We start from the raw sequence: 14,306 nt of genomic DNA, 5'->3' as shown, positions 1-14,306 counted from the left end.
GCAACGGGCAACTGGCCGCCGGGAGCCGCTGGCGCCCATCGGACCCTGCTGATCCGCTACGGACAGCCGGGCTGCCGCCAGCGCGGCGGGTCGTTCGTCGGCGCGCAACACGAAGGCGTCCACGCGAAACGGCCCGGCTGGCGCGAACAGCCCAGCCGATACGAACCCCGGCCGCGTCAGCCTGCCCTGCTCAGCCCTGCGGGCGCTCGTCGTCCGGCGACACCAGCACGACCCTGCGGCGGCGCGACAGCACGAACAGCAGGGCACCCAGGCCGAGCACGACGACGCCCAGGCCCACGATGAGGCCGACCTGTACGCCCGTCACCGGCAGCCCGCCTCCGGCACCCGGCGCGGTACCGCCCGACGGTGCCGGCGAGGGATCGCCCGACGGGCCGGGCGAGGAGCTGTCCGAGGGAGAGGGCGACGCGGTGACCAGTTCACCGAAGATGTCGAAGTTGGCGATGTTGTCGGCGTCGTCGACGTCCGTGAGCTGTCGTCGCTGTTCCGGAGTGGCCTGCTTGCCGTGCCGCTGACCGGCGGCGAGTGGCGTGGCGTCCGCGACGTCGTCCATCGCCTCGGCGGCGACCTGGCCCGGGTCGGGCAGCTTGACAGTGGTGCCCGGATCGACGGTCACGGTCACCGGTGCGGTGTACACCTCACCGGGCCGCAGCGCCTGGCCGGGAGCCGTGCAGTAGTAGACGTCCAGGACGCCTGGCTGCTTCGTACACCGGTCTGGCACCGCCGCGAAGTGCGCGCCCGCCGGCAGATTCAGCACGTACGTGAGACCGACCGCGCGCCTGCTGCCGGCGTTGTAGACGAGCCATTCCAGCGGCACCGGTCCCGGGGCCGCGCTCCCGGCGGCCACCGGCACGTGTACGTCATTGGCCCAGGTCGTGAGGTCGTACCCACGTCCGACCACCCGCACCGGCACCTCGACCGTGTTGTCCGCGGTCGCCGGGTCGGCGGTGGCCGACGTGACGGAGACGCTGAACGTCGCGGCGTCGCCCTTGGGGCCGACGCTCCAGATCGGCAGCCCGAACTCGGTCCGGGCGCCGGCCGGGATGTCATCCTGGCCGTCGGCCAGCGGAAGCTGCCCGAGGCGGCAGACGTAGATCTTGCGCGACTTCTGCGCGCAGTCGTCCAGCGGCAGCCAGGCGACCCGCCGGGTGTCGAGCTGCCGGTAGTCGATGGTGACCGTGACGTCCTTCGCGGTCGACGGGCCCTGGTTGACGACGGTGACCTTGAACGGCTTGATGACCGCCGTTTCCTTGCTCTTGGCGATCTGGGTGCTGGACGGCACCAGCGCGAGATCGGCCTGGTCGGAGGCGTACGCCGGGGTGCCGAGCACCGCCAGCGCACCGGTCGCGAGCAGGGCCGCCGCGGCGAGCTGGGCCGGGCGCGAGGAACTACGGATTGTCATCGATCCCTCGGGGATGGGCGGGCTGAAGGGGAAGCGCACCGCACCGTATCGGAGGGCAGCCACGGGGACCAGCCCCGACATACGCCAACACCCGGTTTACGCCGCTCCGTCGAGGCGATCTCCACCGAACGGCTGGTGGGCACCCCCGGCGACACCGGATCCGGTCGACGGGTCGCCGGCACCGGTCCCCGGACACCGGCCCGAGACGCACCGCGGGCGGGATGGTCACCCATCCCGCCCGTCGGCTCTATATGGACGGCCCCGCGGGCCGATGGAGGACGCGCCTGGTCTCACCGTTTGTCGCGGCTGGCGTCAGCTGCCGAAACAGGTACGCGCGCCGCACGTTAGCCACCGCGGAGCCAGGCTGCCAGCATCCGCGCCGGATCGTTACCGATTCCGGCCCATCCCGTGCCCCAATCGGTCAGTGTCGGCGCTCACCCGCGGCATTCCGCACGGCGGCCGGGCAGCTCACCCGCCCGATCGCCGCACGGCGGCAGGGCAGCTCACCCGCCCGATCGCCGCACGGCGGCCAGGCAGGTCACCCGGACCGATCGCCGTATGCCCGCCGGGTCCGGCGGGAGCAGATCGGGTCAGTTCGCCTCGACCAGCGGTAGCCGGCGGCCGACCCCACCACCCGGCAGCGCGATCGAGGAGAAGTGCGACACGACCCGGTCGTCGGTCGGGTCGTCGGCCGGGGTCCAGTGGACCCGCATGTGCCGGTAGAGGGTGTCCCGCTGGGCCGGGATCCGACCCGCCGAACGGATCATGTCGATCAGCTCGTGCAGGTTGGACCGGTGCCGGGCACCGGCCGAGGAGATCACGTTCTCCTCCAGCATGATCGAGCCCAGGTCGTCCACCCCCATGTGCAGGGCGAGCTGCCCGACCTCCTTGCCGGTGGTCAGCCAGGACGCCTGCAGGTGCGGGATCGTCGGGAAGAACAGCCGGGCCACGGCGATCAGCCGCAGATATTCCACGCTGGTCGCCTGGGTGCGGCCCTTGAGGTGGTTGTTCTCCGGCTGGTACGTCCACGGGATGAAGGACCGGAACCCGCCGTACCCACCGGCGTCGGCCTGGTCCTGCACGTCGCGGATCATCCGCAGGTGTTCGATCCGCTCGGCGTTGGTCTCGCCGGTGCCCATCATCATCGTGGCGGTGGACTCGACGCCGAGCTTGTGTGCCAGCGCCATCACCTCGCACCAGCGCTCGCCGGACTCCTTGAGCGGGGCGATCGCCTTGCGGGGCCGTTCGGGCAGCATCTCGGCGCCGGCCCCCGCGATCGAGTCGAGCCCGGCGGTGTGGATCCGGGTGATCGCCTCCGCCAGCGACACCCCGGAGACCTTCGCCATGTGCAGGATCTCGCTCGGGCCGATGGAGTGGATGACGAGCTGCGGGTACGCCCGCTTGACCGAGGAGAACAGCTCCTCGTAGTACTCGACGCCGTAGTCGGGGTGGTGGCCGCCCTGGAGCATGACCTGGGTGGCGCCGAGGTCCACGGCCTCGGCGCAGCGCCGCAGGATCTCCTCGGTCGGGTGGGTCCAGCCCTCCCGGTGCTTCGGCGCCCGGAAGAAGGCACAGAACTTGCACGCCGTCACGCAGACGTTCGTGTAGTTGATGTTGCGGTCGATGATGTACGTGACGATGCCGTCCGGATAGCGCCGCCGGCGCACCGCGTCGGCCGCCTCGCCCAGCCCGTGGAACGGGGCGTCGGTGTAGAGCAGCAGCGCCTCCTCGGGCGTGATCCGCCCGCCGTCCGCACCGCGCTGCAGGATGTCGTCGATCTCCCGGCTCACCGTCACATCTGCGAGCCTACGTCGGTCCTCGCCGGCCGGCCCGGTCGCCCGGATCCGCTGCGGTCCATCCCACACGTCCCGCTGGTTCAGTCAGCTCCGGGGCTTGCCACCGGAAGCCCGACGGCCTTCGCCGCGTCCAGCAACCGCCGGTCGTATGTCACGAAGGCCGCGAAGTCGGACGTCTGACCGGCCAGGATCTGCGCGGTGGCGAGATGGATCGCGTCGAGGCCGCGCAGCATCGATTCGGAATAGGCCGCCGCGGTGGTCCGGACAACGCTGTCGATCTCGACCCGGTACAGCCGGGACAGTACGGCTGGCACTCCAACCAGCGCCTGCGGCGCCGACCGGCGCAGCGCGCGGGGCACCTCCACTTCGACCAGGGCCGATGCCACAGGGACCTGCCGGGCTGGGAGTTGAGCCAACTGACCAGTTCGTCCGTGGCGGACTCGCGGCGGAGCAGCTTGATGATGGCCGCCGAGTCGAGATAGATCACCAACGCTCCTCGTCGCGGGACTCGGCGAAGGCCGCCGCCACGTCGAGCGCGGGATCGCCCAGCACCGGAGGAAGCGGAATGGACCCTGAGGAGGTAGGGCCGGTGGCCTGGCCCGCCCGCACCAGCCGGTCCAGCAGCGAGTCGCCCGGGACCACCGGTACGAGCCGGGCGATCGGCTCACCCCGGTCGGTCACCTCAACCGTTTCTCCGGCCCGTACCCGGGCCAGCACCCGACTGGTGTGCTGATTCAGCTCTCGAACCGCGACCTGCTCCACCGGAACAGTTGTAGAACAACACGTACTACACTGTCACGCGTCGTAGTCGACGGCGAGGGTGTCGGTGACCGGGCTGGACTGACAGGTCAGGACATACCCGGCGGCGATCTCGTCCGGCTCCAGCGCGTAGTTGCGGGCCATCGTCACCGCGCCGTCGACGACCTTGGCCTTGCAGGTCGAGCAGACCCCGCCCTTGCAGGCGTACGGCAGCTCGCCGCGCACCTTCAGCGCCGCGTCCAGCACCCGCTCGTCCCGGGTCATCCGGAAGCTCGACGCCCGGCCGTCCAGCAGGATGGTGACCTCGCTGCCGGCCGCGGTGTCCTCGGCCCGGCGGGGCGGCGCGGGGGGCTCGTCGACGTGGAACAGCTCGGTGTGGATCGCTTCCCGGGCCACGCCGCGTCCGGCCAGCACCGCCTGAGCGTCGGTGACCATCCCGTACGGCCCGCACAGGAACCACTCGTCGATGTCGTCGGCCGGTACGACCGTCTCCAGCAGCCGGCCCAACCGGTCGGCGTCCACCCGCCCGGACAGCAGCGGCGACTCGCCCGGCTCCCGGGACAGCACGTGGATCAGGTGCAGCCGGGCCGGGTACCGGTCCTTCAGGTCGGCCAGTTCCTCGGCGAACATCACGCTGCGCGCGTACCGGTTGCCGTACACCAGGGTGAAGCTGCTGGCCGGTTCGGCGGCCAGCGCGGTAGCGACCAGCGCGAGCACCGGCGTGACGCCCGACCCGGCGACCACCGCTCCGTAGTGCCGGACCCGCGCCGGGTCGAAGGCCGTGCCGAACTGGCCCAGCGGTGGCAGCACCTCGACCGCGTCGCCGGCGCGCAGCGCCGCGCAGGCGTACCCGGAGAAGACCCCGCCGGGGATCTCCTTGACGCCGATCCGCAGCCGGCCATGTTCGGCCAGTTCGGCGGGGGTCGAACAGATCGAGTAGGACCGCCGCGCGTCGGTGCCGTCCGGGTCGATCAGCCGCACCGTGAGGTGCTGGCCGGCCCGGAACGCGAAGGTCTCCCGCAGTTCGGCCGGCACGGCGAAGGTGATCGCCACCGAGTCTTCGGTGAGCCGGTCGACCGAGTCGACCGGCAGCGGGTGGAAGACCGGCCGGCGGCGCACCGGCCGGGTGATGGTGACAGTCACAGCGCCTTCAGGTGGTCGAACGGCTCGCGGCAGGCGCGGCAACGCCACAGCGACTTGCAGGCGGTGGAGCCGAACCGGCTCAGTTGCTCGGTGTCCGGGGAGTCGCAGCGCGGGCAGCGGGTGGTGGCCAGGGTCAGCGGCACCGGGCCGGGCCACCGGGCCGGGCCGGGCGGTGCGATCCCGGCGGCGGCGAGCTTCGCGCGGCCGGCCTCCGAGATCCAGTCCGTGCTCCAGGCCGGCGCGTAGTCGGTGCGTACCTCCGCGTCGGGATACCCGGCCGCGGCGAGCGCGGCCCGGATGTCGGCCCGGATGACGTCCATGGCCGGGCAACCGGTGTAGGTCGGGGTGATGGTCACGACCACCCGACCGGTCTCCGGGTCCTCGGCCACCTCCCGCAGGATGCCCAGTTCCTCGATGGTGACGGCGCGGATCTCCGGGTCGACCACCGTGGCGGCGACGGTCCAGGCCCGGTCCGGGGCCCGCCGCGTCCGCTCGCCAGCGGTGGCGGAGGTCACCGTGCTCACCACCGGGCCCCGGGATGGGCGCGGTGCACCACCTGCATCTCCGCGAGCAGGTACGACAGGTGCTCGGTGTGCAGGCCGTCCCGGCCGCCGGCCGGGGCCCAGTCATCCCCGGGGCGCTGGAGGGTCGCCTCGGCCAGCACCGCGTCGACCGTGGCGTCGAACTCGGCCCGCAGGGTCGCCGGGTCGACCGGCGCCGCCGGGTCCGGGCTGAACAGCTCCCCACGGTACGGCCACACCGCGTCGATCGCGGCCTGCATGCGCCGGTGCGACTCGGTGGTGCCGTCGCCGAGCCGGACCGTCCACAGCGAGCTGTGGTCCAGGTGGTACGCCGACTCCTTGTGGGCCTTGGCCGCGATGGCCGCCAACCGTTCGTCGCCGCACCGGCTCAGCGCCCTGTAGAGCGGGACCTGGTACGCCGACAGGATCAGCAGCTTCGCGATGGTCTGCCCGAAGTCCCCGTTGGGCAGTTCGACCAGCAGGCAGTTGCGGAACTGCCGGTCGTCGCGCAGGAAGGCCAGCGCGTCCTCGTCCCGGCCGGCGCCCTCCAGTTCGGCCGCGTACGTCAGCAGCAGGCGGGCCGCGCCGAGCTGGTCCAACGCGATGTTGGCCAGCGCGACGTCCTCTTCCATCTCGGGCGCGCCGGCCGCCCACTCACCGAGCCGCTGCGCCATGATCAGCGCATCGTCGCCGAGCCCGAGCAGGTAGTCCACGCTCGGCCGGGCGATCGCGTCGCCCACGGCGCCTTCGTCGGTGTCGGTCGGGCCGACCCGGTCCGGGCTGGTCGCGGTGTCCGGCGCGGTCACAGGTGTGCCACCCCGTCCGGGACCTCGTAGAAGGTCGGATGCCGGTAGACCTTGTCGGCGGCCGGGTCGAAGAAGGCGTCCTTCTCGTCCGGACTGGACGCGGTGATCGAAGCGGCCGGCACCACCCAGATCGACACCCCCTCCTGACGGCGGGTGTAGAGGTCCCGGGCGTTGCGCAGGGCCAACTCCGCGTCGGGTGCGTGCAGGCTGCCGACGTGGCTGTGTGACAGCCCGCGCCGAGCCCGCACGAAGACCTCCCAGAGCGGCCAGCCGGCCCGTCCCCCGCTTGCCTGTTCACTCATGCCGGGCTCTCTTCCGTTCGCGACTGCGGGGCTCGCAAAACCGGCTCACTCCTCGCGCTCACGCCGGGACCGATTCCTTCCGCTGCTCTTCGTTCCGCTGGTCCTCGTCCCGCTGTTCTTCGTTTCGCCGGGCCCGTTGCGCGCGCTTGGTCGCGTGCGCGACGGCGGCTTCCCGTACCCAGGCGCCGTCGGTGTGGGCCCGGCGGCGGTGCTCCATCCGTTGCCGGTTGCACGGACCGGCGCCGGAGATCACCCGCAGCAGCTCGTCGTAGTCCGGCTGGGTGTAGTCGTGCGCCTGCCGCTCCTCGTTCCACCGCAGGTCCGGGTCGGGAAGCCGCAGGCCGAGGTGCTCGACCTGCTGCACGCACATGTCCACGAACCGCTGCCGCAGCTCGTCGTTGGAGAACCGCTTGATCTTCCAGGCCATGGACCGGGCGGAGTGGGTGGAGTCGGCGTCCGGCGGGCCGAACATCGCCAGCGACGGGTACCACCAGCGGTCCACCGCGTCCTGGGCCATCGCCCGCTGCCCCTCGGTGCCGTGCGCCAGCGTGTGCAGGATCTCGTAGCCCTGCCGCTGGTGGAACGACTCCTCCTTGCAGACCCGGATCATCGCGCGGGCGTACGGGCCGTACGAGCAGCGGCACAGCGGGACCTGGTTGACGATCGCGGCGCCGTCCACGAGCCAGCCGATGGCCCCGACGTCGGCCCAGGTGAGCGTCGGGTAGTTGAAGATCGAGCTGTACTTCTGCCGGCCGGACAGCAGCAGGTCGACCAGCTCGGCGCGGTCGACACCCAGCGTCTCGGCGGCGGCGTAGAGGTAGAGACCGTGCCCGGCCTCGTCCTGCACCTTGGCCAGCAGGATGGCCTTGCGCTTGAGCGACGGCGCCCGGGTGATCCAGTTGCCCTCGGGCTGCATCCCGATGATCTCCGAATGCGCGTGTTGGGCGATCTGCCGGATCAGCGACCGGCGGTAGTCCTCGGGCATCCAGTCGCGCGGCTCGATCTTCTGGTCGGCCGCGATCACCGACTCGAAGTACGCCTGCGGGGCGGCATCGTCCGCGCCGTGCCGGCCGCGGTCCGCCGCGGCCCGCAACTCGGCCTCGGCGGCCTCGACCTGATCGAGCAGCGCCCCGGAGGGCGCCGCCTCGGGCGGGGGGAAGTCGTTGCCGTACACCCGTTCAGTGTTACAGGCATGACGTGATGCCGCTAGGCCGCTGTCACACAAATAGCGCGAATGACACGCCGGGTGTCCGGGTGGTTCCGGGCAGTCACGGGGTCATCCAGCGTCGAGACGTCGCTCACATTCAGTGCTGAACAGCTCGGGGTTTCGTGCCAATTGATGTGGTTTCCCCCGGATCGGTCACGACTCACCGGTATCGAACTCTGGTGTCCAGCGATTCAGCGCCTAGAATTGCCCGGGTCGGTCAGCCGGCCACCGCAGCGCCGGACACCGATGACCCGGCGGACCGGCCGCATCCCCCCGCCGGACCGACGGTCAGCGTCCAGCCCAAACCGTCCAGTCCCCCTGGGCCCTATCCCCGGAGTCTCACCACTCATGCGCCCTCGCGTGATCATGGTGCTCGCCATCGTGACGATCGTCCTCGGCGGTGTCCTGCTGGTTCCGGCCGCGTACGCGGCGTTCAGCGGCGGCGGCAGCCCACTCGGGATCAGCCTGGCCGGCAACGCCAAGCCGAAGGTTCCGGCACCCACCGCTCCGCCACCGCCCACCCTGGCGTACGCGCCGGTGACGGTGGCCGGCTTCAAGGGCCCGTTCCTGTCCTGGGCGATCATGGACCGGCAGACCGGCAAGATCTCCGGATCGACCAACATGACGGCGACCAACTCCACCGAGTCGATGATCAAGATCTGGTTGGCCTCGGACTACTTCCGCCGGCTCGGCAGCAGGAAGCCCTCGGCATCGTTGTTGAAGGACGCCGAGTTGGCGATCCGGGACAGCAACGACGACTCGGCGCAGCGGCTCTACCGGGCCGGCGGCGGCAACGCTTCGGTGATCAACCGCCTGGTCAGCACGTGCGGGCTCACCGAGACCCGGCCGGTGATCCCGCCGACTGACCCTCGCCATCTGGTGTGGTGGAGCTACACCCGGATGTCACCCCGGGACGCGGTGCGGATGGGCGACTGCGTGGCCAGCGGCAAGGCCGCCGGACCCAAGTGGACCGAGTGGGTGCTGACCCAGATGACCAAGGTACGTGGCACCACCGCGCCGAAGGACCAGTTCGAGAGGCACGGCGGTGGGCACTGGGGGATCGTCGACGGCCTGCCGAAGTCGATCTCCAGCCAGGGTCCGGTACACATCAAGAACGGCTGGACGCAGATCAACGCGGATCGTCTGTGGCACCTGAACTGCCTCGCCGTGACCGACAAGTGGTCGCTCGCGGTGATGATGCGCTACCCGGCCAAGATCAGCCTCCAGTACGGCGCGAGCGTCTGCGCCAGCGTCACCAGCCAACTGGTCACCCCGCAGCCGGGCGCCGCGCTCGACGTACCGCTGCCGTTGGCGAGTATCGGATGAGCGACTACCGCGGCAACCGACGCCGCCCCGGAGAGCGCACGACACTACGGCTCGTACTCGTCGCCGTGGTGCTGCTGGTCGCGGTCCTGGCCGGGTTGCGGTTCATCCCCGGCTCGCCGTTCGTCTCCAAGACCGCGGCCCGCTGGGGGGACAACAGCGCCAGCTCCGCTCCGTCCGGACCCGCCCGGAACAACTCGGTCAGTCGGTCTGGCCGGCCCGACGGCGACTCCGCGTCGCCGCTGCCGCCGCTGGACATCGCCCCGGCCAACGTGCGGATCGACGCCACCGGCTGGTGGTCGTGGGCCATGCAGGACACCCGGACCGGCAAGATCTACGGATCGAAGAACCTCGGCGAGACCAACACCACGGCATCGCTGATCAAGTCCTGGATCGCCGCCGACTTCCTGCGCCGTTCGGCGGAACAGGGCGTCACCCCGAGCCAGGCCCGGATGGACCAGGTCAGCACGATGATCCGGGACAGCGACAACGAGGCCGCGCAGAGCCTCTGGCTCGCCATCGGCGGCGCCCCAGCGATCACCCGGTTGATCAACACCTGCAAGCTCACCGACAGCAGCGGCTACAAGAACCTGTGGAGCAACACCCGGCTCTCCCCCCGGGACATCACCCGGCTGGGCGCCTGCATCGCGGACGGCCGGGCCGCCGGCCCCAAGTGGACCAGCTACCTGCTGAACGAGATGCGCCACGTCCGGGGCACCGGGGACTTCGGGGTCCGCAAGGCGTTCCCGACCAGCGAGCAGAAGCAGATCGCCATCAAGAACGGCTGGGTGGACCGGCAGGCGGCCCAGGAGTACCACGTGAGCTGTCTGGCCATCGGCGACGGCTGGACGGTGGGCGTGATGGCCCGCTATCCGATCAACCTCGACTACACGTACGGGGCCAACATCTGCGAGAGCGTCGGAAAGCAGTTGATCGCCGCCGCCAAGTGAGGCGCCGTCGCGGTGTGTGAACCCACAGCCCACGACGGCGTCTCAGTTCTACCGCAGCCAGTCGCGAGACACGATTACACAGATCTGTAGCTGTACACATGATCGATAATCAAAAGCCACCTGCTATTCGTCCAGCGACACCACCTTCCCACGCCACCTCAGCACAGCGCGACGAGCAGCTTCGGCCCCAGCCAGAACCAGGAAGAACACTCCCGTCAGAGAAAGCACGAGACCAATGCGAAAAAACCACTCCTGCACGCCGGGGTAGGAATGTGGATGCTCGCGAGCCAGCCAATCACCAAGACCAAAGGCCCAGACGGCGGCCGCGAGTTGCGTGAGCAGCAGCAGACCGAAGCCAAATACCGTCAGACCGCCGAGAACTCCCCGCAGGCGAGCTAGTCCGAATATCAACCCTGCCAACAGAATGAGGGGGACGAGCAGCCTGATACCCGAGTTCAGCAAGTCAACCATCGGATCCTCCTCAGGCGGCGCTTCGATCAGGTCAGTCTAGACACACAGATCGATAAGCCAGCCATTGAGGCATGCGACCGCGCGGTCGACATTCTCCAGATCGAACCTTGCTGGCCAAAGAAGGAACGACGGATTAGCGCTTCAGCTGCAACTTCAACCTGGAAGTGCGCCTTGCTGGACCACGACTCAGGCCGCTGTGCAGCACTGGTCGCTGTGTGTGAAGACAGATTGCGGAAGCCCTCACCAAACGCAGTCACAGGATCATGGCGGCGGCCGTGGAGGCTCATATAGAAGCAGCCAGGCCAGCGTCGAGAGGCCGCCGCCCGTACCCACTGCTCCCGGCCCCGGCGTCAGGCCGCGAAGAAGGCCGGGCCGTCGGCGGGGAGCCCTGGCGCCGCGCCGAGGGCCGCCGCCCGCCGGGCGAACTCCCGCAGCCCGGCCACCTGCCGGTCGCCGAGGGAGAAGTCGAGGGTACGGAAGTAGTTGGCCAGGGTGGCCGGGTCGAACGGCTCCCACCGGGCGCCCGCCTCGGCGACCTCGTCCAGTTCGGCGAGGCACAGGTCACGGGAGCGCAGGAACGCCTCGTGCATCTCCTTGACCCGGCCCGGGTGCGCCGCCGCGAAGTCCCGGCGGACGGCCCAGACCGCGAAGACCATCGGCAGCCCGGTCCAGTCTCGCCAGGCCTGACCCAGGTCGGTGACCGTGAGTCCCCGGTCGGGTGCCTCGTACAGGGCCCGTAGCGCGACGTCCCCGATCAACACGCCCGCGTCCGCCTCCAGCAGCATCTGACTCAGCTCGGGCGGGCAGCGGAAGTACTCGGGATGGACGCCGTACCGCTCGGCCAGCAGCATCTGGGCGAGCAGCACCCCCGTCCGGGAGGTGGAGCCGAGCGCGACCTTGGCGCCGTCCAGCTCCGCCGGCGGGCGGGTGGAGACGAGGTTCACCGACAGCACCGGGCCGTCGCTGCCGACCGCCAGGTCGGGCAGCAGGAGCAGTTCGTCGGCGCTGCGGAGGTATTCGACCAGGGAGATCGGGCCGATGTCCAGGTCGCCGTCGACGAGCGCCTGACTGAGCCGCTCGGGGGTGTCCTTGTGCAGATCGACGTCGATGAGCGCGCCGGACCGCATCAGCCCCCAGTAGATCGGCAGGCAGTTCAGGAACTGGATGTGCCCCACCCGGGGTCGGCGCAGCTCGGTCACCATCCGACCGTATCCCGCATACTGGACGCGCGGTCGGCGGGGGCATCGGATTGCGCCCCGCCTCACACCCGCCCCCACCCTCCGGCGTTGATCGAGGCGTTCGGGTCACCGGGAAGCGCTTCCGATGACCCGAACGCCTCGATCAACGCAAAAGAGAGATTAGAGGATGACCAGGGTGGAGTCGCCGATTTCGGTGTTGCTCGGGCAGCGGGCGATTGAGGTTCCCCGGCCCGGGCCGTAGACCAGCGAGCCGTTGGCGTAGAGGACGTGACCGCCGCCGAGCCGCTCGCAGGTCAGCCGCAGGTACCAGTTCTCCTGGACCAGGTCGGTGCAGGTCGCGCTCTCCTGGTTCAGCGACAGGTTCCAGCCGTACGTGCAGCTGGTCGGGGCCGCAGACGCGGGTTGCGCGCCGAGTGCGACCAGGGTGGCGCCGGACGCCAGCGTGAGCAGTGCGCCGATCCGGAGTTTGCGGGCCAGAGACATGAGTTACCTCCTCGGTGATGCGCGGAACACCAGGAAAATATCGGGATCCATGGATGCTGAGGTCTCACATCCGTCTCACTGATGGCCATGGTCGGGCGAATTCGATACGTTGCGGCGCGTGACCGCCCCACCGTCCATGTTGGAGACGAACGCCCGGCGGGTCGCGACCGCGCTGCGGGGCGGCGGATCCCCGGTGGTCCAGCTCGTCGGCGCGCTCGGCACCGGCAAGAGCACGGTGGCGCGGGCCGGCCTGACCCGGCTACGGCACGTCGGGCTGCCAGCGGTGCCGCTGGTGGACGGGGTGGACGGCGCCCGGCAGGCGCGGTCGGCCTGGCGGCTCCGCCGGGAGAGCCCGACCCGGCCGATGTTGGTGGCGGGGCGCCGCCCGCTGGTCAGCTTCCCGGAATGGGCCGGCAGCGAGGTCACCGAGATCCCGCTGGGACCGTGGTCCCGCCCGGACCTCGTGACACTGGCACACGGGTACGGGGTACGCCGGGAACCCGACCTGACCCGGGTACTCCGGCTCTCCGGCGGGATCCCGCTGATCGCCTCGGCGGTCTGCCGGCTGCTCCGCCGCGACGGTGGCGACCTGAGCGACGGCGCCCTGGCCCACGCCGCCGCGGCCGAGATCCTGCGTCGGGTACGCACCGAGGTGCCCCGGCGGATACCGGCCGCCGTGTCGGTGCTGGCCACCGTGGACGGCGCCGACAACGATCTGCTCGGTCAGCTGGTCGCCGCGTCCACCGGCACCTTCGACTGGCTCAGCGAGTTGAGCATCGTCCGCCCCGACGTACACGGCCTGACCGTCAGCGAGCCGTACCGGACGGTGCTCGACCTGGCGCACCGCTGGCGGCACCCGGTGAGCCGGACGGCGCTGGCCGCCCGGACCAGCGCGTACCGTTCGGCTCAGCTCGCGGGCGGCGCGGCGGTGCCACTGCGGGGGCGGCTGGCCAGCCAGATCCTGAACCTGTCGGCCCCGCCCCGGGTCCGCGCCGACCTGTTCGCCGAACCGTCCGGGCACGTCCGGGTCCGCGACGCGGAACCGGCCGACGCCGACCACATCGGGCGGTTGATCCGCCGGTGGGCGGACGGCGAGGGATTGTCCCGGGCCCGGGCGGAACGGATGGCGCAGCTCTGGCTGTCCGGATCCGCGCACGGGTTCCGGCTCCTGGTGGACCCGGGCGACGAGCCGCTCGGCATGGTCAACATCAGCCCGCTCGACCCCGGGCTTCCGGTACTGGACCAGCTCCTCCAGCAACACTCCGCCGACCTGCCACCCGACGGCGGGGTGGTGGTCGGGATGATGGCCATGCGGCCGGGCACCGAACGGCTCCAGCCGGTACTGGTCCACGACATCCTGATCGAGGGGCTGCGCTCGGGGCGGCTGGTCGTCTCCACCCCGTGGTTGCCGTACCAGCAGCTGTCCGACCGGTTCGGCCTGCGCCGTCTCGGCGAGACCCGGGACGACCTGTACCGGTGCGGTCGCGCCAACGCCGTGCTGACCCGCACCTTCCGGTCCGACAACCTGCTGGGCTGGCTACGGCGGATGCAGCGCGGCGGCACGGCGGCCCCGGCCGCGCGGGCGGTACGCGACGCGCTGACCGGCATCCGCTCCCCCGACGCGCTCGCCCGCTCCCCGCTGGTGGCCTGGACCGGAGCCGGTTCGGGTCCCGCGCTCGCCGGCCTGCTGCGGGACGCGGTCAGCGCGCTCGCCGATTCACCGGTACCCGCCGACGCCGAGGCCGGCCGCATCCTCTCGGAGTACTACCTGCGCGGCGCCGGCGGCCACGAGATCATCGCGCACCGGTTGCACCTGAGCCGGGCCACCTATTTCCGCCGCTTCCGCTACGCCCTAGACCGCCTGACCGCGCTACTCCTGCCCCCCGCGCCCCGCTGACAGGTGCGCGGGTAGATCTTGGACGCAAA

The 14,306-nt window shown here is 70.8% G+C and carries 15 protein-coding genes; 3 read left to right on the top strand and 12 right to left on the bottom strand.

All coding sequences use genetic code 11. The features are described 5' to 3' along the window. Window positions 1-190: 190 nt before the first annotated feature. From ACXN5W_RS01835 to paaA, 9 genes are all read right to left on the bottom strand, one after another. Window positions 191-1,420 (bottom strand): COG1361 family protein, encoded by a 1,230-nt coding sequence (locus ACXN5W_RS01835; protein WP_473156350.1) that lies wholly within the window; start codon window positions 1,418-1,420, stop codon window positions 191-193. 590 nt (window positions 1,421-2,010) lie between these two features. Further along, window positions 2,011-3,216 carry a cyclic dehypoxanthinyl futalosine synthase gene (gene mqnC / locus ACXN5W_RS01830; protein WP_473156349.1) on the bottom strand — a complete coding sequence of 402 codons (1,206 nt, stop codon included), beginning with the start codon at window positions 3,214-3,216 and terminating at the stop codon, window positions 2,011-2,013. A gap of 80 nt (window positions 3,217-3,296) precedes the next feature. After that, the gene (locus ACXN5W_RS01825) at window positions 3,297-3,602 is read right to left on the bottom strand and encodes a PIN domain-containing protein (protein WP_473156348.1); all 306 of its coding nucleotides are present in this window, start codon (window positions 3,600-3,602) and stop codon (window positions 3,297-3,299) included. Window positions 3,603-3,699: 97 nt separating this feature from the next. After that, window positions 3,700-3,978: a type II toxin-antitoxin system Phd/YefM family antitoxin gene (locus ACXN5W_RS01820; protein ID WP_473156347.1), complete on the bottom strand. Its 279-nt coding sequence runs from the start codon at window positions 3,976-3,978 to the stop codon at window positions 3,700-3,702. A gap of 33 nt (window positions 3,979-4,011) precedes the next feature. Then, a complete protein-coding gene (paaE, locus tag ACXN5W_RS01815; protein WP_473156346.1) occupies window positions 4,012-5,118 on the bottom strand; it encodes a 1,2-phenylacetyl-CoA epoxidase subunit PaaE in 1,107 nt (368 codons plus the stop codon). Beyond that, window positions 5,115-5,633: a 1,2-phenylacetyl-CoA epoxidase subunit PaaD gene (gene paaD / locus ACXN5W_RS01810; protein ID WP_473156345.1), complete on the bottom strand. Its 519-nt coding sequence runs from the start codon at window positions 5,631-5,633 to the stop codon at window positions 5,115-5,117. The genes paaE and paaD overlap by 4 nt, the downstream gene beginning before the upstream one ends. Window positions 5,634-5,638: 5 nt before the next feature. Beyond that, complete coding sequence (gene paaC, locus ACXN5W_RS01805; protein WP_473156502.1) at window positions 5,639-6,313, bottom strand: 1,2-phenylacetyl-CoA epoxidase subunit PaaC; 675 nt, start codon at window positions 6,311-6,313, stop codon at window positions 5,639-5,641. A 128-nt stretch (window positions 6,314-6,441) separates the two neighbouring features. Further along, complete coding sequence (gene paaB, locus ACXN5W_RS01800; RefSeq protein ID WP_473156344.1) at window positions 6,442-6,747, bottom strand: 1,2-phenylacetyl-CoA epoxidase subunit PaaB; 306 nt, start codon at window positions 6,745-6,747, stop codon at window positions 6,442-6,444. Between the two features lie 58 nt (window positions 6,748-6,805). After that, the gene (gene paaA / locus ACXN5W_RS01795) at window positions 6,806-7,921 is read right to left on the bottom strand and encodes a 1,2-phenylacetyl-CoA epoxidase subunit PaaA (RefSeq protein ID WP_473156343.1); all 1,116 of its coding nucleotides are present in this window, start codon (window positions 7,919-7,921) and stop codon (window positions 6,806-6,808) included. A 381-nt stretch (window positions 7,922-8,302) separates the two neighbouring features. Here paaA and ACXN5W_RS01790 point away from each other — a divergent pair, with 381 nt between their 5' ends. Next, on the top strand, window positions 8,303-9,280 hold the full coding sequence (locus tag ACXN5W_RS01790; RefSeq protein ID WP_473156342.1) for a hypothetical protein: 978 nt from the start codon (window positions 8,303-8,305) through the stop codon (window positions 9,278-9,280). Continuing rightward, window positions 9,277-10,227, top strand: a complete 951-nt coding sequence (locus ACXN5W_RS01785) for a serine hydrolase (RefSeq protein WP_473156341.1) — start codon at window positions 9,277-9,279, stop codon at window positions 10,225-10,227. The genes ACXN5W_RS01790 and ACXN5W_RS01785 overlap by 4 nt, the downstream gene beginning before the upstream one ends. A 123-nt stretch (window positions 10,228-10,350) precedes the next feature. On the opposite strand, the gene ACXN5W_RS01780 is transcribed toward ACXN5W_RS01785, so the two are convergent. The 3 genes from ACXN5W_RS01780 to ACXN5W_RS01770 form a co-directional block, all read right to left on the bottom strand. Beyond that, entirely contained in the window at window positions 10,351-10,698 is a 348-nt protein-coding gene (locus ACXN5W_RS01780) for a hypothetical protein (RefSeq protein ID WP_473156340.1), read from the bottom strand. A 350-nt stretch (window positions 10,699-11,048) separates the two neighbouring features. Beyond that, window positions 11,049-11,900: a menaquinone biosynthetic enzyme MqnA/MqnD family protein gene (locus tag ACXN5W_RS01775; protein WP_473156339.1), complete on the bottom strand. Its 852-nt coding sequence runs from the start codon at window positions 11,898-11,900 to the stop codon at window positions 11,049-11,051. A 156-nt stretch (window positions 11,901-12,056) separates the two neighbouring features. Continuing rightward, complete coding sequence (locus ACXN5W_RS01770) at window positions 12,057-12,380, bottom strand: hypothetical protein (protein WP_473156338.1); 324 nt, start codon at window positions 12,378-12,380, stop codon at window positions 12,057-12,059. Between the two features lie 118 nt (window positions 12,381-12,498). On the opposite strand from ACXN5W_RS01770, the gene ACXN5W_RS01765 reads away from it, so the two are divergent. Continuing rightward, complete coding sequence (locus ACXN5W_RS01765) at window positions 12,499-14,277, top strand: hypothetical protein (RefSeq protein WP_473156337.1); 1,779 nt, start codon at window positions 12,499-12,501, stop codon at window positions 14,275-14,277. Window positions 14,278-14,306: the final 29 nt, after the last annotated feature.

The sequence above is a fragment of the Plantactinospora sp. A48 genome, from assembly GCF_055793945.1.
Note: the sequence above shows the minus strand (reverse complement) of the source record. Positions and strands in the feature narration are given on the sequence as shown.